Raw genomic sequence first — 21,993 nt, 5'->3', positions numbered from 1 at the left:
TCCGAACTACGATTACAGCGACATCGTCGATCTCCAGTACAAGCTGGTGACTGAAACGCTGGGCATCGCGCATCTGCATGCGATTTCTCGGCATGTCGATGGGCTGCATGAATGCGTGGCAATGGGCCGAAGCGTATCCCGACAAGATGGACGGCGTGATGCCGGTGGTCTCGCTGCCGATTTCGGTCTCGGGACGCAATCTGCTGTGGCGGCGCATGGTGATCGACGCGATCCGCTCCGATCCGGATTGGAAGAACGGGGATTACACGCAAACACCGCGCGGGTGGATCGACGGCTTCCGGATACTTCGGATGATGATCGACAGTGCCTCCGCGCTGCAGCAGGAAATTCCAGATGGCGCAGCGGCCGACAAGTTCCTCGCAACCACCCGCTTCCAGGCTGAGCACGTCGATCCGAATGACATCCTTTATTCGCTCAGGTCATCATTCAGCTACGATCCCGAGCCGGCGCTTCCTGCCATCAAGGCCAGGCTCTTTGCCCTGAATTTTTCAGACGACGAGTTTAATCAGACACGCTACAGGTCCTCGATAAACTCGCTCCGAAACTACCACAGGGCCGGTACGTAGTGCAGCAGGGCACGCCGTCGTCGCCTGGCCATTTCCCCATGACGCGTCCCGACCTCTGGGCACAGCATGTGGGCGACTTCATGCAATGACCGCGGCTTCAACTGACACATCGGTGTCCAACGCCCGGAGTGCCAAAGCCATGCTGTCATCGTCACGGACGATAAGCGTCTATTTCCTCATGATTTCCGGCCCACCTACGCTGCCTGTGCCAGCCCGTGCCTCGCCAGCGTGCTTCGCAAGCGCGGCTGGAATCCCCGCAATTCGAGAGAATTCGCTAGCCTGATGAGCGGTACTATCCGACGCTGCACTTTCTCAACGTGATGGTGCGCGATGTCTGCGATCCGATGATGCAGATAAGGGTTCAAGAACCGCTCGCGCACGCTCGCGACGTACGTCTCGGCGCGGCCTCGCAGTCCCATCGCGGCAAACACCTCGAGCACTTCTTCCTGCCACACCGCTTCGATTCCGTCACGAAGACGCACATCTGTCATTGCCTCGAGCACTGTCTCACCCGGATTCCGGTGCTCGCTGAGCCACTGATCCGCAAGCCACGTATGACCGAGATTAAGAAAGAACAGCTTCAGCCACTCATAGCTTCGGAGGTCATCGGTGAGCACGATATCCTTGTGCACACATGGCAGCTCGAGGCCCGTGCGTCGTTCGATGGCCCACAGAGCATAAGGCTCTGCTACTGCGCCAACGGGATCGATGGGCTCCGAGACGATCCGGTCTACCAGAGAGTTAGCCCATACGCATTCGTGCTTCAGGTAATCGAGAAATTCTTCTGGCATCGCCCAATGCTGCCCCAGACCGACCACGACGTCCCGCAGCGTATCGCCGTTGCTAGCCACTAGCTCGCACGGGAAGATCGATATGCTGGCGCCGGGACGCTCGCGCCAGCGTGCATGGAGCAATGTCAGCAGTTTGGCGGGATAGCTGCGCGGCACCTGGTCGGTGTTGCTCAACAGCGCGGCCGAGTCGCGTTCGTCGAGGCAATAACCTGCGTCCCCCGTGTTCGATACGATGACCCGCACGTGTTCTATCGTCCCTCGACGAATCGCGGGCCAATCCTGATCGGCAGCCCATGCGGTACGTACAGCATGGCATTCGATCAGGTCATCGACGACCCCGCCCGCTTCCACGCCGCGAATTTTGACGGGATATTTACCCGCTTGCGAGAGAGCACTTACGCGCGCGCGACTCGACGGATTCCCGGTGGTCTGCACAACAGCGATTCCGCCTATCGCGTCTCCACGCTCAAGCGCCTGCGATACGAACAAGGCCACATGCGCGAGGAGAAACCGGCTTGTGCCAAACTGGAGTATGGGTTCGCTCATTGCGCCACCTGCCCTGCATGCATTGCCCTCACTGTTCAACACTCCACAAGTGCCTTCACGACGGTCTGCCCAGGTTCGAGCAGGCGCGCAAACTCGGCTGGAACATCCACAAGCTGCATTCGGTGGGTGTTGAGCGCCTGGTCGGGAATGTGCCCCGCCCGCATTGCTTCCAGGACAGTCTCAAAGTCCTGCGCGGTGGCATTGCGGCTCGCGAGCAAGGTTGCTTCGCGCTTATGGAACTCCGGATCGGAAAAGGCCACTGTACCCGGTACGATCGAAATAAGCGTGTACTTCCCGCCATGGGCGATGAAGCCAAACCCGCGGTTCATCGCATCGATGTTCCCCGTTGCATCAAAAACGGCGTCGAAAAATTCGCCGTCGGTCAGTCTCGCGAGTTGAGCCGTGTCATCGTCGCCGACAGTGACCACCGCGTCCACACGCAATTCTTTCTCACAGAACGAAAGACGATCGGCACGCGTGTCGAGACTGGTCACGTTCGCGCCGCGAAGCTTGGCAAAGATCATTGCGGCCATGCCTATAGGGCCGGCTCCGACCACCAGCAAGCGCTGCCCCGCCTGAACGTCTGCGCGCCGCACGGCATGGGCCCCTATTGCAAGGAATTCCAGCATGGCAGCCTGATCGAGCGTCACGCCTTCGGCCTTGTGAACGAACTCTGCCGGCACACAGAGATATTCGGTGAGCGCACCGTCGCTATGCACTCCCAGCACCTTTATGTTGACGCAACAGTTAGTTTTGCCCTGGCGACACGCGATGCAGTTCCCACACGACAGATACGGCATGACATAGACACCGTCGCCGGCGGCGAGCCCGGAGGCGCGCTCTGCTTCGACGACGACTGCGGAGAGCTCATGCCCCATCACACGGGGATACTGAAGATAGGGCTGAGTCCCAGTGAAGATGTGCAGATCGGTACCGCAAATTCCGACGCGGCTTACGCGCAACAGCACTTCGCCCTTCGCCGGCACGGGTAGCTCCCGCTCCTGTGCGCGCAAGACGCCCGGGGATTCGCAAATCACGCTAAGCATGGTGATGTCCTTTTCGTCATGTTTATGGAACCGTCAACGCGGTCGTAGTCGTTACGGCGATGTGGCGCAAATACTGAGTGTCCATGGCCGCCGGAAGGGACCGCGCGACACCCCCTGCTCCCGATGCAGATCGACGCGAGCAAGGACGCCACGCCATCGAGACGGACGTCACGGCATATTGGCTCAAGCTCGGGAGGCGACCAATAACCTGCCCGCTCGCTCCCACACCAGAGGCGCTGATGACCATCGACGGGTTGCATCACATTTTCCGGTTGGGAAGCGGCGCAGCGGCGGCGACCAACCCTTCATTGCGCAGTGCGATCCAAAACTCCTCGGGCACGCCTTGCTCGAGCCACGCTATGTTCTGCTTCAATTGAGACACAGTGCGCGCGCCCACCACGCATGACATGACTGACGGGTGAGCGAATGGAAATTGCAATGCGGCCGCCGGCAAGGAAACGCCGAAACGCTCGCATAGCGCAGTCAGCCGCCGGACCTTCTCGATGACTTCGGCAGGGGCGTCCGCATAGTTGAATTTTCCGTTCCCGGCAAGGATGCCTGAATTGAAAACACCACCGATGACGATTGCCGTCTGCTCCCGCACGCAGCGGTCAAGCAACGGTACCGACGCTGTCTGTTCGAGAAGCGTGTAACGCCCTGCGAGCAAAATGACGTCGATAGGCAACTCGTCCATCGCGTCTGAAGCGACTTCCCACTCATTCACGCCGAGACCTATCGCACCGACCCCGCCACTCTCGCGCAATTGCACAAGGGCACGAAACCCGCCGCCCGCAACCAGCTGGTTCCAGTAGCTCGCGTGACGCTCGCCGTGCGTCATCGAGCCAATGTCATGCACGTAGACGATGTCGATACGCGGCATACCCAGCCTCTGCTGGCTATCCTCGTAGGAACGCATGATGCCATCGTAGCTGTAGTCGAAAGTGGGCCGGAAAGACAGCGGTTCGGCCCAGCCGTCGTCGCCAGGTAGCACGCTTGCATCGGGCCGCATCAGGCGGCCGACTTTCGAACTCAACGTGAACGCGTCCCTGTCCCGCCGCACAAGTGCATCTCCAACGCGCCGCTCAGAAAGCGTATAGCCGTAGTACGGCGCCGTATCGAAATAGCGCAGGCCTGCCGCCCACGCCGCATCGATCAGCGCCGTCGCATCCATCGACGACATCGGACTGTAAAGTCCACCAAGCTGGGAACAGCCGAGGCCGAGGGCGCTCAGCTTGAGCCCACTGCGTGGCAAGACTCGTATTTCATTTGCGTTCATAGACCAGGGGCGTGAATGGCATATACCGTAGCGGACGGACCGCTTCGAGCCGACACGCGCTCGCTGCAGGTCCGCAGCCTCATCAGTACAAGACGTTCCTGGCATCCTGTGAGTCGAGGTTCTGCTTGTCGACCAATACGACGCCCGTGTCGACCTGCTTGGGGACAGGTTTATGCTCGATGACGTTCACGACCGTCTGGATGCCCTTGTATCCCATTTGATAGGATCCCTGAACGGCTATGGCCTGAATCGTGCCGCCGCGCACAAAATCCTGCAAATCCTGGTTCCCGTCAAACCCGACGGCAACCAGCTTGTCGGCCTTCCCGGTCTGTTTTAGCGCGCGTCCCATTCCAACGGCGGTCGGCTCGTTTGCGCCGAAAATGCCCTTCAGGTCGGGATTCGCTGAAAGCACGTCGGTTGTCTGATTGAGTGCGGTGGCCATTTGCGACTGCGAGTAGTACGGGCCTACGATCTGCAGTTTCGAGTGCGCTTCGATGTATTTGCGAAATCCGCCCACCCGTCCGATCTCCGACCCGGCACCGGGCACGTAAGACATGATCGCGATCTTTCCGTTCTGCCCGACCCGATCAATCAGCGCCTTTGCACACATTTCCCCGGCTTTCTCGTTGTCAGTGGAGAGGAACGACTGGTAATACTGCTTGCCGGCATCTGACAGCGACGAGTCGATCAGCACGACGGGTATGTGGGCTTCCCATGCTTTCTTGATTGCGGGGACGAGCGCGTCCGGGTCAGACGGTGCGAGGACAATTCCCGCTACCTTCCGGTTGACAGCGTTCTCAACCATGTTGACTTCGTCCGCGATGGCCGATTCTGCCGCCGGTCCCTGGAAAGTCATCGTGTAACCCTTGGCTTCGCCAACGGCGGTTTTCGCGCCTTTCTGGACGTTCTGCCAATAGTTGGAGTTGACGGTCTTTACGATCACGGCGATCTCGCCACCCGCGGCGTATGCCCCCGTCGTGGCCATCACCATAACGGCCGATACTGCCAGTAGATAACATTTGCGCATGTCTCGCTCCTTTCTCGCGTGGTTGATAGTCTTCTTGTTGCTACTTGCGGCTTCGCATCCGGTCGATCCACACCGTACCGAGGATCACCAATCCGATAATGATCTGCTGGATAAAGCTGGATACCCCGTTCATGTTCAGACCGTTGCGAAGCACACCGATCACAAATGCGCCGATGGCCGTGCCGGATATCGTTCCCACACCGCCCATCAGCGACGTCCCGCCGATTACCGCGCTCGCGATGGCGTCGAGTTCGTACATGACGCCTTCGTTTGGCTGTCCCGTCACGAGCCGCGACATCAGGACACATCCTGTGACGCCCGCGAGCACGCCTGAAAGCACATAGGTGAAGAGCGTGACGCCCCGGACGTTGACGCCAGACAGACGCGCTGCTTCAGCATTCGAGCCGACTGCATAGATGTGACGGCCAAGCGACGTTTTCGAAAGGAGGATCGACCCCGCAACGAACAGCACAACCATGATCACAACCGGATATGGAATGCCGGGAAATGTGGTGTCCGGGAAGCCATCGGGACCGATGTGAGAGATGCGGAATAGCGCGCCGTTACCGAGCGCGCCGAACGCATCGCCCAGGTCGGAAACAGGACGAGCACCCGTAATCTGCAGCGCGAGGCCTCGCGCGACGAGCATCATGCCCAGCGTCGCAATGAACGGCGGCAAGCCCATCTGTGTCACGCAGATTCCGTTCACGAGGCCGCACACCGCTCCGACGAGAACACCGCCGAGCATCGCGACGGGAACGGGCACGCCGGACTTCACCAGAAGCGCCGCCGTGACCCCCGCGAGGGCAAGCACGGAACCTACCGAAAGATCGATCCCGCCCGTGATGATCACGCAGGTTGCTGCGACACCAAGATAGGCGATGGAGGTCACCTGCAGGCTGACCGTCATCATGTTGCCAACCGAGAAAAACGCCCCGCTCGTTATCGAGAACGCGATGACGAGTGCTACCAGACTGCCGAGTGCCGCAAACTTCTGGATAAGATCGCGGCGACGCCTGCGTGCCGCGGTGCGGTCGACGGCCTCCTGGGTTCGTTCGGATGTGATTTCAAGCATGTGTGTGCCCCGAAGCAAAGTGCATGATTTCCTCCTGACTGGTGCGCTTCGTCTCGAGAAGCGCCGTCTGATGTCCCTCGTGGAATACGGCTATCCGATCCGTCATTCCAAGCAGTTCCGGCAACTCCGAACTGATCAGTACGACACCGACGCCGTCTGCCGCAAGGCGATCCATCAGGCCGTAAATGGCAAACTTCGCACCCACGTCGATACCGCGCGTAGGTTCGTCGAAGAAGAGGATTTTTGATCCGCGGTAGAGCCACTTGCCGATGACGACTTTCTGCTGGTTACCGCCCGAGAGATTGCGCACGACCTGGTCGACGGATGGTGTGCGAATGGCCAGGTCCTGCACGTAACGCCGCGCGATGGCGGCCTCTTCGCCAAACCGCAGAAAGCCGCTGCGCGATGAAACGCCTCGCACATTCGCCAGCGTGATGTTCGCAGCGACGGACATCGAGAGAGCGAGCCCGTCCTGCTTGCGGTCTTCCGACAGGTAAGCAATGCCATGACGGATCGCTTCGCGCGGCGAGCGTATCGTCACCGTCTGGCCGTGCAGCGCAATGGTTCCGTCGTCGATCCTGTCGGCTCCGAATATCGCGCGTGCTATCTCAGTGCGCCCTGCCCCCATGAGGCCCGCGAAGCCGAGGATCTCCCCGCGGCGCAGGTCGAATGAGACGGGGCCGAATACGTCATCGCGCCTGAGGTTGCGCACGCTGAGCAGCACGACGTCGGACGGCTTCGACTGACGCGGCGGATACGCATCGTCCAGAGCGCGCCCAACCATGCGCGCGACGATGTCATTCACGCTTAGTGCCGAAAAATCGTCGGTCGAGATGTGGCGGCCATCCCGCAGCACGGTCACGCGATCGACGATGTGAGCCATTTCGTCGAGGCGGTGCGAGATATAGAGGATTGCCTTACCTGCTGCCCGCAACTCCTTGATGATGCGAAAAAGCTGGACCGTTTCCGATTCCGTCAGCGACGACGTCGGCTCGTCCATGATCAGCACATGCGCATCGAGCGACAGCGCCTTGGCGATCTCGACCATCTGCTGCTGGGCGATTGACAGTGCGCCGAGCGGCGTCGCCGGCGACACGTTGAGGCCGACACGTGCCAGGCAGCGGGCCGCATCGGCGTTCAGCTTGCGCGAGTCGACAAACGGTCCACGCTTGGGTTCGCGTGCGAGGTACAGATTTTCCGCGACCGTCAGGTGCGGTACGAGGTTGAGCTCCTGATGGATGATCGCGATACCCGCGGCCTGTGCATGTGACGTCGATGCGAAGCGGGTCGGCTCGCCACGATAGTGAATGACGCCTTCGTCCGGCTGATACTGGCCACTGATGATTTTCATCAGCGTGGATTTTCCGGCGCCGTTTTCGCCGCAGATGGCGTGAACCTCGCCACAGCGCAAATCGAGATGAATGCCTTCCAGAGCGACGACGCCCGGAAAACGCTTGCCGATACCCTCCAGCCTGAGTATCGCTCCGTCAGCGTGATCCCTGCGTTCGGCCGCATCGCGGGGCGATTCGGAATGCATCTTCATTGCGTCTCCTGTCAGGCAGCCGACCTGTCGTTGCGCGGCGGTCAGTCCAATTTGGTCGAATTAAACCGCGCGGCAATCATTTGGTCAAGCCAATATGGATTTTTGATATTCATCTTACCGCCATCGTTTACCCTATTGTCGGTGCGGATCCCTGCTGTGGCGGGGCTTGGAGCCCGTCGAAACCCATGTGTTAGACTCGGCCGAACGGCACCGGCGCCGTTAAGATACGGGCAACAACCTGCGTCATGAAATCGACAGAACCCAAGCGGCTTTACCAATCCGTTGCCACCCAGATCATCGCGTTGATTCGCAAAGGGGAATTTCCGCCAGGCGAACGGCTGCCGCCTGAGCGGGAGCTGGCGCTGAAGCTCGGCGTGTCACGTCCGTCGCTACGCGAAGCGCTCATCGCACTGGAAATCGGCGGTCAGATCGAAATCCGGATGGGGTCGGGGGTTTATGTGCGCAGCGGAGGCTCGAACGACGTCGAGTCGATCGGCGCCCTTGGCGACAGTCCGTCCGAGCTGATGCAGGCCCGCGCGGCGATAGAGGGCAGCGTCACCGTTCTTGCCACGGCGCGGATGACCGCCGCAATGCTCGACCGGTTGCGTCGTACGGTCGAACGCATGCGCCGGCTGGCGGCGGCGGGCAAGTCGCCCGTCGAGGCAGACCGGCAATTCCACATGTTGATTGCCGAAGCAGCTGGCAACTCCGTCCTGAGCCGCTTTGTCGGAGAGTTATTCGACAGCCGCCATGATCCGATTGCGGCCGCCATGCGTGGCCACACAGAAAGTGCACAGACCTGGACAGCAGCTGTACAGGAACACGAAGAGGTCTTAAGGGCCTTGCAGGCGGGCGACCCCATCGCCGCGCAAACGGCGATGCGAGCGCACCTCCGCGCTTCGGAAGAAAGGTGGATCAGCGGTGCATTGAAGCAGGAGGCAGATCCCAAAGGCCAGGCGAGCGTGCAATAGCTATGGCCTCTGCCACCGCAGGATTCGATCGGGTGGCCGGACTCGGGCCCTGAGCGGTCATCGTCCAGCGAAACGCCAACGGTCCGATATACGCCGCAAAACTGCCAGCCGTCTAGAACGCACAGCATGGGTAGCACACACAATCACGGCCCATCGCGGATGCGGATTTCGCGTCATTGCGCTCGTATTTGCGCGGCGTCGAGCCATGCCCGTCACCCCTTCAACTCAAAGATGCTGTCAATCTCAACCGGGATGCCCATCGGCAACGAATGCACTCCGAGCGCGCTTCGAGCCGGCAGATTGTCTTGTCCAAATAGCGTCAGCAACAGATCACTGGCGCCATTTGCCACTTGCGGATGCTGGGTGAACGACTGTTCAGCACGCACGTAAACTGTTAGCCGGCTGCATCGCTCGACTTTGTCGAGTCCGCAGGCCTGTTCGACACAGGCCAAGATCATGAGCATCGTTAGGCGCGCCGCGTCTTGAGCCTTTTCCAGAGAAATCTCGCGGCCGACCATTCCGACGATTGGCTTGCCATCCTCGAAAGGGCCGAGCCCCGATACATACAGTTGATTCCCCGAAACGGAAACCGTCCGATAGGACCCAAGTGGGTTGATGGGCGATGGCAATTTTAGGCCCGCTTGCGCGAGGCGTTCGAATACGTTCATGTCCGTGCTCAACCTAACGTGAAGAGGAAATGGATTTGGCCTGATGAAATTAGCGCGATGCAGTGAGCTCAACCGTCCGATACAGCGAACGACGTTCGTCGGTTGAGGCTCGATACGCTCGCGGATGGTTGTCCTGCTTACAACACATTGACGCAATCGATCAGTTCGGTCAACGCATCACGTATCGAGAAGCGTGCGAGTCCCGTTCTTCAGGCCCTGATGCGTACGCACTACGGGAAAGTCAATCTCCGTATTTGCAACGACATTGGCGTAGTTCGTCAAGACGCTCAGTGCGATGTGCACGACAATCTCGACGATCTGCGCATCGGTGTAGCCAGCCTCCTTGACGGCGCGCAGATCTTCGTCGGATACGCGGCCACGCTCGCGCGCTACCTTCGCGGCGAACTGCACGGCAGGGGCGGCCTTTGGTTCATTCGAGCCGCCATTTCGATTGGCGGACATTTCCGCATCGTCAAGCTTCGCCACGTTCTTTCCTAAATAGCTGTGCGCCGACATGCAATAGTCGCAGCCGTTGATTTCGGCGACGGCGAGAGCAATACGCTCGCCGGTTTGTGCTGGAAGTGCGCCTTTTGCCAAGGCTCCGGCCAGACCGAGGTACCCCTCTAGCGCCGCGGGGCTGTTGGCCATCAGACGAAACAGATTCGGTACAACACCCAGTTTCTTGTTGACGGCCTCCAGGAAGGGCTGAGAAGCAGAGGGTGCATCTGCGATCGTGGCGGGTATCTGAAGACGGGACATATCGGTTCTGCCTTTTGAAAGCAAGAGAAATTGTCGAAGACAACGGACGCGTACACTTCTATTGGAAAGAGCGTCCCGGCACAGACCATCGAAGAGCGGCCTGCAGGACGGTGCGCGGAAGCCCGGATATTGCAGCCCTCTGCCCAGAGCAAAACACTCGAAGGCAAAGCGCGGGATGACGAAGCCTCCCCGCCTTCGCTTCCCGGACCAACCGTAAGCCGCCTATTTCGCAGCGGCCTCGATCGCCTTTGCCAGACCGTCGGGATCGGTGAGGAACGGCGTATGACCGGTCGGCAGGGAGTACTCGGCTCTCACGGGGGTGGCGGCAACCATCTCGGCCTGGAACGAGGGGCTGATGACCTGGTCTATGGCCGTGTGGATATAGACCTTGTCGACCTGACCAAAGTTGGGGGAAGTCACGTGCACAGGCGTAGCCAGCGGGCCGACGGGTTCATCCAGGATCAGATCCGGGATTGCCTTGCGTAGTTCGTCAGGACCTCCATTGGCAAACAGATCGGCACGTGCCGGATATTCGATGGAGGCAATGCCCTTTTCCTTATCGATCTGCAGGCGCGGGCCGATCTTGGCGTCGGCATCCTTGTTGGCCATCGAAACGAGCGAGTCGCCGTCTTGCGGCAGGTAGGCAGCAACAAAGACCAAAGTCTTGATCTTCTTCGGTGCCGTTTCCGCGGCGTCGGCGATGACGATGCCGCCGAAGCTGTGACCGACCACGACGGCCGGGCGATGGGATTTGTTCAGCGCTGCGACCACGGTGTCGCGATAGAGGTCAAGGCTGACTTTGTCCGGTGTGGCTGGCGCGCCCGGACGCCCTGGCAGATCAACAGCCACCACCTTAAAGCCGTCGGTTTGAAGCCTGGATGTGACATGACCCCAGACCTGGGCGTCTTCGAAAGCGCCGTGGACCAGAACGATGGGGGGCTTTTCCGCAGCCATCGCACCGGTACCAAACGCGAATGCTGACATGGCGAGAACAGCGAGGAGCAGTTTCATCTACATTGCTTCCTTGAAGAGACATCGGTGCCGATGTCGTGAATTGAAACCTGGATTTGAAAGATCCGTGGCGTGCCTCGATCTCTCGATTCCGTTTAGGAATCCAGAACACTACTATGTTAGGGCGGAACTGAACGGCACCAGATCGACGAATTGCCCGAGATCAGCCGACGTTACTTACGCATCGCGGCATGCCCGGCCTTCACGCCACCTATACGACGGTGATGCTGGCGGCCGCACTCCAGCGTCCGATCCAGACGCATGACGCAAGCGTGGGTGTTGCAACGAGAAGTGTTATTGCAAGCTGCCGGAGCATGAGAGATCCGAGCCATAGTGCGTGAGAGCCTTTCCTCCGATTCAGATACCGGACGACCTTGGCTATCCACTCTAAAGAACGAATCCGAGACTGACCATATCTCGGCGTCCGATTTGCATGATCTATCGTACGATCGACGCACTCGGACAAGCGGGCAGATCGGTGTCGCCTGGGGACCGGCGCGATGCCATTGAAACGAAACTGCCGCAATGACAGTTTCAACCGACGTATCTAGCCAACAGTGTAAAAACGACTGTCAAAGGAGTTCCGAACTTCGCGCGACAAAGGCCCCGGTCTGTGCGATTCGATGCGCGTCACGCGGTGGATAGCCAAACTCCTCCTTGAAGGCGCGACTGAAGGCAGCCTCCGAACCATAGCCGGCACGGTGGGCCACTTCGGTCACCTTCAAGGTCCCTCCGCGTAGCAAGTCTGCTGCGACTGTCAATCTCCAGCGTGTCAGATAACGTAACGGTGGAAGCCCCACCACCGCCGTGAAGCGATCCGAGAACATCGATCGCGACATCATCGCCGTCTCGGCGAGCGCCGAGACCGTCCATGCACGGTCAGGTTCCAGATGCATTGCGTTCAACGCACGGCCGACGCGTTCGTCGCTCAGTCCGGACAGCCAGCCGACCCGATCGCCTTGCTGGCTGACCCACATCCGCAAGGTGCGGATAACGAGCAGATCAATAAGCCGCGAGATCATCAGCGATGACCCTGGGCCGGCGCTACGCGATTCCACATCCAGGAAATGCGAGATAGAGGCCAGCCAGGGGGGCTCGCTGACTTTGTCGCATGTCAGATGAATCAGCCCGGGAAGCCCGGTGAGCAAAGAGCGTAACGGCGCCCCGTCAAAATAGAATGATCCTGCGAGAAAGGATCCTGCCATGCCGTCGTCAGCCGCCCATTTGAACGTCTGAGCATCTCTGCTGGAGGTAAAGTCCACCGCCGCCTCAAATCGTTGACGTGCTTTCCTGCTCGGCCCGCTTCGAATCGTATGTCCGTCTGCATGTGGCAAAAGAACGAAGTCGCCTGACCGCAGCGTCACGGAGGGGCCATTGCATTGACACACCGACAGTTCGCCGGCACGCAGATGCAAAAACGTTGCCGGCCCTGGCGGAAAAATCACTTCAGTGGAACTGCCCAGCTCGCCGTGGAAAACGTGATCTCCGCGAAGGCGAATCAACTTGAGTACCTGCGACAAGACATCGGCGTGCTCGGACGGCATGGGTTACTCCTATGGGGCATATTCACAGGGCTGCGCCCATCAACGATGTGTGCGAGGTCAAGAGACTAACAGCTGCTTCAGGGCCACCATCGTACCGTGCCCCTTCCGGTATGCGGACATATCTTCGGCGGAACGAACGCCACGCGGGGCGGGTTGTCCGATCCCAGGTTGCGAGCGGACGGTCGTAGGCGTGGAAGCACGGCGAGTCCGCGTCATCGGCACTTCGGACGACACATATTCCGTAAGCTTGTGGCGGTATCCTATTGAGGAACTCCCGGCCATCTGCGCCGGACTAGCCAACGAAGCGAATCCTATGACGTCCTCGGACGGTACTATTCAACGATCTAAAGCTTCCACTCAATGCATAGCCGTCACAATGCCGCTTTCACTGCTCTTCTTGCAGCCGCGCTATTCGGCGCAACAACGCCGCTTGCCAAAACACTGCTTGGGACCCTCTCGCCCTTTATGGTTGCGGGCTTGTTTTACCTTGGCAGCGGCCTTGGCCTGGCCGTCGCAATCATCATTCGACGTGTAAGCCGAACGGTGGGCGAGCGGCAAAACGAAAGTCGCATCCAGACCGCGGAAATACCTTGGCTTATCGGCGCAATAACCGCAGGCGGCGTTGCCGGCCCCGCGCTGCTGATGCTCGGCCTCAGTACAACGTCGGCGGCGACCAGTTCCCTGCTGCTGAACCTTGAAGGCGTATTTACGGCGGTGATTGCCTGGGTTGTGTTTCGCGAAAACGTCGACGTGCAGATATTTCTCGGGATGGTCGCGATCGTGGCCGGTGGCGTCGTGCTCTCGTGGCAGCCTGGCGACGCTGGCGTCTCGCCCGGTGCGCTGCTCGTCGTCGCAGCCTGCGTTGCGTGGGCAGTCGACAATAATCTGACGCGGAAGGTGTCAGCGAACGACGCGATGGTCATCGCCTGCCTGAAAGGTCTTGTCGCCGGCTCAGTCAATCTGTTTATCGCGCTGCTTCTCGGCGCGCACCTGCAAGGCGTCGGGAAGACGGCGGCTGCCATGCTTACCGGCTTCGCAGGCTACGGCGTCAGCCTGGTTCTTTTTGTCGTTGCCCTTCGAAATCTGGGTACCGCCCGAACCGGGGCGTATTTCTCGGTCGCCCCGATATTCGGCGTCGGGCTATCGCTTGTTCTCTGGCCGGAATTACCACCGCTGCCTTTCTGGATTGCAACTGCGCTCATGGCTTTGGGAATCTGGCTTCATATCCGTGAGAGGCATGAGCATCCCCACACTCACGAGCCACTTGCTCACAACCATCGACATCGACACGACGAGCATCACAGGCACACGCACGACTTTGAATGGGATGGGGAAGAACCGCACACCCATCCACATCAACACGCGCCTATTACCCACACGCACGCGCATTTTCCCGACATTCATCACCGCCACATTCACTGACACCAGGAGCGAGTTCTCGCTTCGTCAGGCTGGCAGCTACGCATGCGCGTCATCTGTCAGAAAGCGGTTCATCTCCTGGTCCGCTCGTTCCACGTTCGTTCATCCATCGCTTCCGACTTCGTCCGCGCGCTCTTCCGCGCGGATCGCGCGTGCCCGGGGTGCGCAAACGCGCCCCACAGTTTCATCCTTGTAGAGTACGCTACCATGTTGTAACGTATACAACATGAGCACATCGAATACCTGGCTGTTACTGGTCCTTACCCTGCCAACAGACAACGCCACCGCCCGGATGCGCTTCTGGCGCGCTCTCAAAGCCAAAGGCTGCGCAGTCCTGCGTGACGGGGTTTATCTGTTGCCCGCGACCGACGCCGCGGAAGCCGAATTGCTGGAACTTGGATCGAGCATTGGCGAAGCCGGCGGGGCGGCTCATATCATCCGCGCTCCCAGTCGCGGAGTGGATCAAGAAGCAGAATTCCGCTCCCTGTTCGACCGGGCTGACGAGTACGCAGCTTTCATACGGGCGCTTGCCGATGCGAGAAAGACCCTGTCGGAACTCTCGCCCGCGGAAATCGCCCGCCTGTTGAGGCGCACAGGCAAGGATTTCGAGGCAATTTCCAGCATCGATTTCTTCAGGAACGAGGCATCTACCCGCGCCGAGGCGGCGTGGCAGGATTTCGTCGCGCTGGCCAACACGGTCTTGTCGCCGGGCGAGCCACATCAGGTCGAAGGCGCTATTCCCAAGCTGCGCCGCGATGACTATCACGGCCGGACCTGGGCGACCCGCCAGCGGCTGTGGGTCGACCGTGTGGCCAGCGCGTGGCTTATTCGGCGCTTCGTTGATTCCGATGCGCGTTTCCTGTGGCTTTCATCCCCCGACGAATGTCCTCCCGACGCTCTCGGTTTCGACTTCGATGGCGCTGCTTTTTCCCATATTGGCGAGCGCGTGACCTTTGAAGTGCTGGTTGCCAGTTTCGGTCTTGAGGACGAACCAGGACTACTCAAACTGGGCGCGCTGGTACACGCGCTGGATATTGGCGGCGGCTCAGTACCGGAAGCCATCGGCTTCGAAGCCGTCATGACGGGAGCGAAAGCGCGTGCGCTGACTGACGACGCGTTGCTGGCAGAAATGAGCAACGTCCTCGATTCGCTGCTTGCGCATTTTGCCGCAACTGAAAGGGCCGACGCAGGGAAACGCCAATGAGTACCGTCACGCACGCTGTGCCCACTTACACGCTTGGTCAACTGGTCCGCTACATGTTGCGCCTTGGCACCGTTGGCTTCGGCGGGCCCGTCGCGCTTGCCGGCTATATGCACCGCGACCTCGTCGAACGGTTGGGCTGGATCAGCGAAGAGGATTACAAGGAAGGGATAGCACTGGCCCAGTTGGCGCCGGGGCCGATGGCAGCTCAACTGGCCATCTATCTCGGATATGTGCACTTCCGTGTGCTCGGCGCCACGCTCGTGGGCATTGCGTTTGTCATCCCTTCGTTCCTGATGGTTGTGGCGCTTGGCTGGGCCTACGCGCACTTTGGCGGCCTGTCGTGGATGCAGGCGGTCTTCTACGGCGTGGGCGCGGCGGTCGTCGGCATTATCGCGATGAGCGCGTACAAGCTGACCAAAAAAACTGTCGGTTCGGACAGGCTGCTGTGGGCCATTTTTCTGACACTGGCCGCCGTCACGTTCGTGACGGAATCGGAGATTGCGTGGCTCTTTATCGCTGCAGGGGTCATCGGATGGTTACGACGCGCGCCACCGAAGTGGCTCACCAAAGGCTCCGTAAACGGGCTTGCTGTGGGATACCTGCCAGCCATGAGCGGCGTGTTCAGCGGGCTCGACCTTCCACTGCTCGGGCAGATCGGGCTGTTCTTCGCGAAAGCCGGCGCGTTCGTCTTCGGCTCCGGTCTCGCCATCGTTCCGTTTCTGTACGGCGGGGTCGTCACCGAGCACCACTGGCTGAATGACCGCCAGTTTGTCGACGCGGTTGCCGTGGCGATGATTACACCGGGACCGGTCGTCATCACAGTCGGATTCATTGGATACCTGGTGGCAGGCTTGGCTGGCGCATGTGTCGCTGCGTTGGGCACATTCCTGCCGTGTTACCTGTTCACCGTGCTTCCGGCACCGTACTTCAAGAAATACGGGAAGCTGCCGGGCGTCAAGGCGTTCGTAGATGGCATCACGGCGGCCGCCGTTGGTGCTATCACGGGCTCGGTTCTGGTCATCGCAAAACGATCACTCATCGATATACCAACCATTGCGCTGGCACTCGCAACCGTGCTGCTTCTATTGCGCTTCAAGAAGTTGCAGGAGCCGGTCATCGTCATCGCAGCGGCACTATTTGGTCTTGTTGTTTATCCACTTGTTCATTCTCACGGTCTCTAGCCGCGCGAGCGCGCAGTCTTCGAGGAAAAGCAATCATGGCAACACGTCGTAACTTCCTGCACGGCACCGCTGTTGTCGGAGCAGGACTCATGTTGGCGCAGGCACAAGCTGCAAATGCTGCAGAGGACATGGGTTATGCCGACAAGCTGATTGACGCGGACGGCAAATACGTCGCGGCACCACTGCCATTCGCTTACGACGCACTCGAACCGGTTATCGACGCGCGCACTGTGGAAGTGCACTACAACTTCCATCACAAGCCCGCAGTCATCGCGGCTAACAAGGCGGAAGAAGCACTCGCCAAGGCGCGCGATTCAAACGATTTCGCGCTGGTGAAGTTTTACGAAAAGGAACTGGCTTTCCAGCTTTCGAGCCACATCCTGCACACCATTTACTGGACCAGCATTTCGGGAAAGGGTGACGTACCGAAAGGCGAACTGGCCAAGGCTATCGACAGGAATTTTGGCTCATATGCGAAATTCAAGGCCCAACTGCTGGCAGCGACGCTGTCCGTGGAAGCCTCCGGTTGGGGCGTTGTCGGATACCTCCCGGCAACCGGCAAGCTGATGGTGCTGCAGTGTGAAAATCATCAGAAGCTGACGGCATGGGGTATCCAGCCGATTCTTGTGCTGGACGTCTTCGAACACGCGTATTACCTGAGATACCAGAACAAACGTAACGAGTACCTCACCCAGATCTTTACGCTGTTGAACTGGGAAAACGCTGCGCAGCGGTTCAGTGCCGCGCAGCCTTCGCGGAGGTTGACATGAAATGGGTTACGCGCGAACGTCCCAAGATTGACCGGATCGCCTGTCCCTGGCTGATCGTCAATTTCATCGACAGGGAAGCTGAGTTTATTTATGTGCCGCTCGATGAGGTGCTGCGGGTGACACGGGAGACAGGTGCCATACCGTATGACGTGCCCAACGTCGAACTAGGTCACCACGGCGAGTTGTGCAGTTTCGATGCATTCCTGCAGAAGTATCAGCTGACCGACTCGGCACTGCAAAAGCTGGCGCACATTGTGCGCGGCGCGGACACCAGTCGCCTCGATCTGGCTCCAGAGGCGAGCGGCCTTTACGCGATCTCGATCGGACTGTCCCGCAATTTCGACAACGACCACGAGCAGCTGCGGCACGGCATGGTTATATACGACGCGCTCTATGCGTGGTGTCGGAGCGATGCGCACACCTAAGACAGCGCCCGCGATTGCCGGTCGCGGCGCACTATCACGCCTGATGTTGCCTGCCGGAGCGGACGGGAGCGCGCTGCCCCTGCTCATCGGCCGCGGGTTGCGCGGTTTCTGTGACGGATTCGTCGCGGTGCTTCTGCCGGCGTACCTGCTGGCTCTTGGTTTCGGCCAGCTGGACGTTGGACTCGTTAGCAGCGCCACGCTGATCGGTTCGGCGCTCGCGACAATCCTGGTCGGAATCTTCGCCGGACGCCATCCGCTGCGTCGCGTGCTCACCCTCGCGGCGGGCCTGATGGCCGCGACCGGCATGGGCTTTATGGGATCGTCTTCGCTCTGGCCGCTGCTCATCGTCGCGTTCGTCGGGACGCTCAACCCCAGTTCAGGGGACGTCAGCCTCTTTCTGCCGCTGGAACTGGCGAGCCTCGCGGGTTCAGCCGCGGGCGATGCGCGGACGGCTATCTTCGCCCGCTATAGCCTGGTCGGCGCGGTGTCCGCCGCGGTGGGTGCTTTGGCGGCAGCGATTCCAGGCTGGCTAGTCATGCATGTCGGTTTGTCACTGCTCGCTGCCCTGCGCGCGATGTTCGGCGTCTATGGGTTGGTCGGACTTGCCCTCTGGCTCCTCTATCGCAGGTTGCCAGAACCGCAACGGCAAGACCGGTCACGCAGCGTATCGTTGGGTCCGTCGCGCGGAATCGTCACGCGCCTCGCGCTGCTTTTCAGCGTGGACGCATTCGCTGGTGGCCTGGTCGTGAACTCGTTGCTGTCGCTGTGGTTGATGCAGCGCTTCGGCCTTTCGCTGGCAGCGGCGGGGCAGTTCTTTTTCTGGGCAGGGTTGTTGACCGCAGGTTCGCAGCTCGCCGCGGTGCCGCTGGCCCGCAAGATCGGATTGCTGAATACCATGGTGTTCACCCATATCCCATCCAGCCTCTGCCTGATTGGTGCCGCCCTCGCGCCGTCCTTGCTGCTGACGCTGGCGTTACTGCTCATGCGCAGCGCGCTCTCGCAGATGGACGTGCCAACACGGACCGCCTATGTGATGGCGGTGGTGACGCCGCCCGAACGGCCGGCAGCTGCGAGCTTCACGGCGGTACCCAGAAGCCTGGCGTCGGCACTCGGCCCCACGCTGGCCGGCGCGTTGCTGGCTGTCGGATGGGTCGGTGCCCCGCTAGTCGCCTGCGGTGTGCTCAAGATTGGCTATGACCTCGCGCTGTTGGGGGTCTTCCGACGGGTGAAACTCACCGAGTAGAGTCTCATCATGAATGCACCTCATATTCGGACGGCTGCATGGTGCCGGCTTCATGTCGCGTTCGCTATCGCTGCTGCAGTTTGCCTGGTCGCGTTCCCTGCGCTGGGAGCTGATGATGGTTTTGAACCCGGCAGTCTGCCATTGAAGCTGCTCGGCGACGTTCCTCTGGGCGGACGGCCGACCCGACTCGACTACGCGAGCCTCGACCCGGCGCGTCATCTGCTGTTCATCGCGCACCTGGGTGACGGACAGGTCATCGTGTTCGATACGCGTGCTGCGCGCGTCGTCAGCCGGATTCCGGACGTAGCCTCAGTGCATGGCGTACTGGCGATTCCTGAACTGTCACGCGTTTATGCGTCGGCCACGGGGTCGAACGAGATTGTCGCGATTGATGAGGTGACACTGAAGGTCACCGCGCGTATGCCGGGTGGCACCTACCCGGACGGCATGGCCTATGCGCCCGATTTGCATAAACTCTATGTATCCGACGAAACAGGTGCGACCGAGACAGTGATTGACATTCGCTCGAACACGCGGATCGCGACGATCCCGCTCGGCGGCGAGGCTGGCAATACACAATACGATCCGGTTTCCCGGCACATTTTCGTGAACGTGCAGTCGCGACGACAGCTGGTGGACATCGACCCGGCCACCGATCAAATCGTCGCGCGTATTGATTTACCCGGCGCACGCGGCAATCACGGACTGCTGATCGATCCGGGGCAACGGCTAGCCTTTATAGCATGCGAAGGCAATGACAAACTGCTTGTAGTCGACATGCGTACGATGCGCGTCACCTCATCGTTTGACGTCGGCCAGGATCCGGATGTTCTGGCTTTCGACTCCGCACTTCATCTGCTTTATGTAGCAGGCGAAACAGGCATTGTCTCGATGTTCAGAGCCGAAGCAGGCAGCGCATCGAAAATCGGCGACGGACGCGTTGGCCCCAATGCACACGTTATTGCGGTGGATCAACTTACGCATCGAGCGTACTTCCCGCTCAAAAATGTCCACGGACAGGCAACGTTGCGTGTCATGGAATCGACGATCGGGCAGTGACGTCGTCGGAGGGTTTGATCGGTGAGCAGACGAGGCAGTTTGGTCTAAGGTGACGTGGATGGGAAGGCTATATGAAGTTCGTTTTCCTGGTCGCCGCTATGGTGGTGGTTGCTATCGCAATATGCTGGTGTACATACTGGCTGGTCGTCAGCAACGCGGACTGGCCCGGCACGCGATTCCGACATCGAATTGCCGCGATCGAAGTTTCGTTGTGGACGACCGCTTTAGGTCTCAGCAGGGACGTACGGTCAGATTCCGACACTGTCTGTTTGTGGCCGAGCCCGAGCCGGCGACCATCGGCTCGGATCGACCCGTTTGAGAGAGTCACGATATACCCGCGAACGCCCGCCTGTTGGGCAGCATGAGACGGTCACGGCGAGCGCACAGGGTAGCGCCTAAAAAACCGAGCCGCCCCCATAGACGGATAACGACATCCGAGACCAGGTGCGAATGGCGCGACATGGACCGTTCACGGCGCTGCACCGTGAGACCAGATCGAGTCATAATTAAAATCCCGATGCTGTCGCCCCCCGAACAACGATAGATGACCGAGATCTTCATGCGGGCGTGCTGATCTTCTCAATCTGGAAAACCGGCAATCATGGAAACTGGTATCACCTCTGCGCACTCGACTCGGGAGGGTTCCGCATCGGAGGTTCTCGCGGTTTTTCTCAAATTGGGGCTGACGTGCTTCGGCGGTCCCATCGCCCATCTGGGATACTTTCGCCGGGAATTCGTTGAGCGGCGCCGCTGGCTTGATGACGAAACCTTCACGGATCTGGTCGGGCTCTGTCAGTTCCTTCCAGGACCGGCCAGCAGCCAGGTGGGGTACTCGATCGGTCTCTTGCGAGCGGGGTGGCTTGGGGGACTCGCGGCCTGGTGCGGATTCACGCTGCCTTCAGTCCTGTTGTTGCTCAGCTTTGCTGCCATCGCCCCGAGTCTTGGCGGCATGGTCGGTGGCGGCTTGATCCATGGCCTGAAGCTCGTCGCTGTCGCTGTCGTCGCTCAAGCAGTTTGGGATATGGCACGGCGCCTGTGTCCGGATCAACGCCGTGCTGCCATCGCGCTCATCGCCATCGGGGTGCTCAGCATTCTGACGACGGTCTATGCGCAACTCATCGTTATCGCCCTCGGCGCTGTGCTCGGGCTCGCGTTTTGCCAGACGACGACATCATCAGACGCCGGTCGAGTACCACGACACACGCACGAAATCCGTGTATCCCGCACGGTGGGTGCCGTCGCGTTGATCCTCTTCTGTGTCTTGCTGTTCGGGCTTCCCGCGCTGGTCCGACTCCACGCGGGCCACGCACTTGAGGTCTTCAATGCGTTCTATCGCTCGGGCGCGCTTGTCTTCGGCGGCGGTCACGTTGTGCTACCGCTTCTTCAGCATCAAACCGTTGAGGCCGGCCTGGTCTCGTCGAACGATTTTCTCGCAGGCTACGGCGCCGCACAGGCCGTCCCGGGCCCCTTATTCACGTTCGCTGCATTTCTCGGATGGATGCTGACCGAAGCGCCGAATCACTGGACCGGCGCGTTGCTCGCCACCGTGGGCATTTTTTTGCCGGGTCTTCTGCTCGTGCTTGCGGCGCTACCTTACTGGCAAGCGCTGCGCGCTCACCCGTCGATGGCTGCACTGCTTGCGGGGGTGAATGCGGCGGTCGTTGGACTGCTGGCCACCGCGCTGTACTCGCCGGTCTGGACCAGCGCGGTTCTCTCGGAGCTCGACTTTGCCATCGCAGCCATCGGGTTTTTCTTGCTGACACGCTGGAAGATTCCACCGCTCGCCGTCGTCGCGCTCTGTGCGCTGGCCGGCATTGCCGAGGCGACCTTGCACTGAGTCGATGTGCG

20 protein-coding genes are annotated in these 21,993 nt (G+C 60.1%); 10 read left to right on the top strand and 10 right to left on the bottom strand.

What is annotated here, in order from left to right:
* The first annotated feature begins 77 nt into the window (after positions 1-77).
* Positions 78-587, top strand: a complete 510-nt coding sequence (locus SB822_RS27300) for a hypothetical protein (protein WP_410856086.1) — start codon at positions 78-80, stop codon at positions 585-587.
* 194 nt (positions 588-781) lie between these two features.
* On the opposite strand, the gene SB822_RS27295 is transcribed toward SB822_RS27300, so the two are convergent.
* The 6 genes from SB822_RS27295 to SB822_RS27270 form a co-directional block, all read right to left on the bottom strand.
* A complete protein-coding gene (locus SB822_RS27295; RefSeq protein ID WP_410856085.1) occupies positions 782-1,924 on the bottom strand; it encodes a mannitol dehydrogenase family protein in 1,143 nt (380 codons plus the stop codon).
* Positions 1,925-1,959: 35 nt separating this feature from the next.
* On the bottom strand, positions 1,960-2,970 hold the full coding sequence (locus tag SB822_RS27290; protein ID WP_410856084.1) for a zinc-binding alcohol dehydrogenase family protein: 1,011 nt from the start codon (positions 2,968-2,970) through the stop codon (positions 1,960-1,962).
* Between the two features lie 259 nt (positions 2,971-3,229).
* Positions 3,230-4,246: an aldo/keto reductase gene (locus tag SB822_RS27285; RefSeq protein ID WP_410856083.1), complete on the bottom strand. Its 1,017-nt coding sequence runs from the start codon at positions 4,244-4,246 to the stop codon at positions 3,230-3,232.
* A gap of 82 nt (positions 4,247-4,328) precedes the next feature.
* Positions 4,329-5,237, bottom strand: coding sequence for an ABC transporter substrate-binding protein (locus SB822_RS27280; protein WP_410856112.1), 909 nt, complete (start codon positions 5,235-5,237; stop codon positions 4,329-4,331).
* 76 nt (positions 5,238-5,313) lie between these two features.
* On the bottom strand, positions 5,314-6,348 hold the full coding sequence (locus tag SB822_RS27275; protein ID WP_009770575.1) for an ABC transporter permease: 1,035 nt from the start codon (positions 6,346-6,348) through the stop codon (positions 5,314-5,316).
* Positions 6,341-7,891, bottom strand: a complete 1,551-nt coding sequence (locus tag SB822_RS27270) for a sugar ABC transporter ATP-binding protein (protein ID WP_007734663.1) — start codon at positions 7,889-7,891, stop codon at positions 6,341-6,343. Before SB822_RS27270 ends, SB822_RS27275 begins: the two co-directional genes overlap by 8 nt.
* A 245-nt stretch (positions 7,892-8,136) precedes the next feature.
* Between SB822_RS27270 and SB822_RS27265 the strand changes: the two genes are divergently transcribed.
* On the top strand, positions 8,137-8,862 hold the full coding sequence (locus SB822_RS27265) for a FadR/GntR family transcriptional regulator (protein ID WP_009770577.1): 726 nt from the start codon (positions 8,137-8,139) through the stop codon (positions 8,860-8,862).
* Between the two features lie 212 nt (positions 8,863-9,074).
* Here the strand turns inward: SB822_RS27265 and SB822_RS27260 are convergent, their stop codons facing one another.
* From SB822_RS27260 to SB822_RS27245, 4 genes are all read right to left on the bottom strand, one after another.
* Entirely contained in the window at positions 9,075-9,530 is a 456-nt protein-coding gene (locus SB822_RS27260; RefSeq protein WP_079500904.1) for a RidA family protein, read from the bottom strand.
* 177 nt (positions 9,531-9,707) lie between these two features.
* Positions 9,708-10,289, bottom strand: coding sequence for a carboxymuconolactone decarboxylase family protein (locus SB822_RS27255; protein WP_039902344.1), 582 nt, complete (start codon positions 10,287-10,289; stop codon positions 9,708-9,710).
* 222 nt (positions 10,290-10,511) lie between these two features.
* Positions 10,512-11,300 (bottom strand): alpha/beta fold hydrolase, encoded by a 789-nt coding sequence (locus tag SB822_RS27250; protein WP_410856082.1) that lies wholly within the window; start codon positions 11,298-11,300, stop codon positions 10,512-10,514.
* Between the two features lie 572 nt (positions 11,301-11,872).
* On the bottom strand, positions 11,873-12,844 hold the full coding sequence (locus SB822_RS27245) for an AraC family transcriptional regulator (protein WP_079487310.1): 972 nt from the start codon (positions 12,842-12,844) through the stop codon (positions 11,873-11,875).
* Positions 12,845-13,204: 360 nt separating this feature from the next.
* Here SB822_RS27245 and SB822_RS27240 point away from each other — a divergent pair, with 360 nt between their 5' ends.
* The 8 genes from SB822_RS27240 (at position 13,205) to chrA (ending at position 21,982) form a co-directional block, all read left to right on the top strand.
* Complete coding sequence (locus SB822_RS27240; protein ID WP_114222330.1) at positions 13,205-14,266, top strand: DMT family transporter; 1,062 nt, start codon at positions 13,205-13,207, stop codon at positions 14,264-14,266.
* A gap of 223 nt (positions 14,267-14,489) precedes the next feature.
* Positions 14,490-15,467, top strand: a complete 978-nt coding sequence (locus SB822_RS27235) for a chromate resistance protein ChrB domain-containing protein (protein WP_410856081.1) — start codon at positions 14,490-14,492, stop codon at positions 15,465-15,467.
* On the top strand, positions 15,464-16,648 hold the full coding sequence (locus SB822_RS27230) for a chromate transporter (RefSeq protein WP_079487313.1): 1,185 nt from the start codon (positions 15,464-15,466) through the stop codon (positions 16,646-16,648). Before SB822_RS27235 ends, SB822_RS27230 begins: the two co-directional genes overlap by 4 nt.
* Before the next feature lie 35 nt (positions 16,649-16,683).
* The gene (locus SB822_RS27225) at positions 16,684-17,418 is read left to right on the top strand and encodes a superoxide dismutase (protein WP_242684073.1); all 735 of its coding nucleotides are present in this window, start codon (positions 16,684-16,686) and stop codon (positions 17,416-17,418) included.
* Entirely contained in the window at positions 17,415-17,843 is a 429-nt protein-coding gene (locus tag SB822_RS27220; RefSeq protein ID WP_410856080.1) for a chromate resistance protein ChrB domain-containing protein, read from the top strand. The genes SB822_RS27225 and SB822_RS27220 overlap by 4 nt, the downstream gene beginning before the upstream one ends.
* Complete coding sequence (locus SB822_RS27215) at positions 17,830-19,086, top strand: MFS transporter (protein ID WP_035538489.1); 1,257 nt, start codon at positions 17,830-17,832, stop codon at positions 19,084-19,086. Before SB822_RS27220 ends, SB822_RS27215 begins: the two co-directional genes overlap by 14 nt.
* Positions 19,087-19,095: 9 nt before the next feature.
* A complete protein-coding gene (locus tag SB822_RS27210; protein WP_079487316.1) occupies positions 19,096-20,145 on the top strand; it encodes a hypothetical protein in 1,050 nt (349 codons plus the stop codon).
* Positions 20,146-20,746: 601 nt separating this feature from the next.
* Positions 20,747-21,982, top strand: a complete 1,236-nt coding sequence (gene chrA, locus SB822_RS27205; protein WP_410856079.1) for a chromate efflux transporter — start codon at positions 20,747-20,749, stop codon at positions 21,980-21,982.
* Positions 21,983-21,993: the final 11 nt, after the last annotated feature.

The sequence above is a fragment of the Paraburkholderia sp. SIMBA_054 genome (assembly GCF_046534875.1).
GTDB lineage: Bacteria > Pseudomonadota > Gammaproteobacteria > Burkholderiales > Burkholderiaceae > Paraburkholderia > Paraburkholderia hospita.
This window is presented reverse-complemented; position numbering and strand designations above follow the sequence as displayed.